The sequence below is a fragment of the Streptomyces wedmorensis genome, from assembly GCF_000716445.1.
Taxonomy (GTDB): domain Bacteria; phylum Actinomycetota; class Actinomycetes; order Streptomycetales; family Streptomycetaceae; genus Streptomyces; species Streptomyces wedmorensis.
Genome location: NZ_JNWK01000158.1, coordinates 1 through 911, shown reverse-complemented (window position 1 = coordinate 911; position 911 = coordinate 1). Strand labels below are relative to the sequence as shown.

1 protein-coding gene is annotated in these 911 nt (G+C 70.0%); it reads right to left on the bottom strand.

The window, feature by feature from the left end; translation table 11 throughout:
* Window positions 1-900: ATP-binding cassette domain-containing protein (locus OO54_RS40900; protein ID WP_051787926.1), on the bottom strand; the 900-nt coding region annotated here is incomplete at its 3' end.
* Between the last annotated feature and the right edge of the window lie 11 nt (window positions 901-911).

Sequence of the window (911 nt, the reverse complement as noted above, 5' to 3'; positions counted from 1 at the left end):
GCCGGTGAGGGCGAAGAAGACGTCGTCGAGGTCGGGGGTGTGGACGGTGAGCTCGTCGGCCTCGATGCCGGTCGAGTCCAGCCAGTCGAGGAGGGAGCGCAGTTCGCGCTGGCTGCCGCCGCTGGGGATCTGGAGCGTGAGGGAGTCGTCGTCCCTGGTGACCTCGACGAGCGTGGAGGCGGCAGCCTGGTAGGCGACCGGGTCGGTGAAGCGGAGTCGTACGTGGCCGCCGGGGACGAGGCGCTTGAGCTGTTCGGCGGTGCCTTCGGCGGCGATCTTGCCGTTGTCGAGGACGGCGATGCGGTCGGCGAGTTGGTCGGCTTCTTCGAGGTACTGGGTGGTGAGGAAGACGGTGACGCCGCCGGTGACGAGTTCGCGGATGATCTGCCACATGTTGTGGCGGGAGCGGGGGTCGAGGCCGGTGGTGGGTTCGTCGAGGAAGATGACGCGGGGGTCGCCGACGAGGGTCATGGCGATGTCGAGGCGGCGTTTCATGCCGCCGGAGTAGGTGGAGGCGGGCTTCTTGGCGGCGTCGGTGAGGTCGAAGCGGGCGAGGAGTTCGGCGGTGACCCGGCGGCCTTCCCGCTTGGGGAGGTGGTGCAGGTCGGCCATGAGGAGCATGTTCTCCTCGCCGGTGATCAGGCCGTCGACGGCGGAGAACTGGCCGGTGACGCCGATCGCGGCGCGGACCTTCTGGGGGTGGGTGGCGAGGTCGTGGCCGGCGATCCGGGCCTGGCCGCCGTCGGGGGTGATGAGGGTGGAGAGGATCTTGACGGCGGTGGTCTTGCCGGCGCCGTTCGGCCCGAGCAGGGCGAACACGGTGCCCTCCGGGACGGTCAGGTCGATCCCGTCGAGGACGGTCTTCTCGCCGTAGGACTTGCGCAGTCCGTTCGCCGCGATGGCGGGGTGCG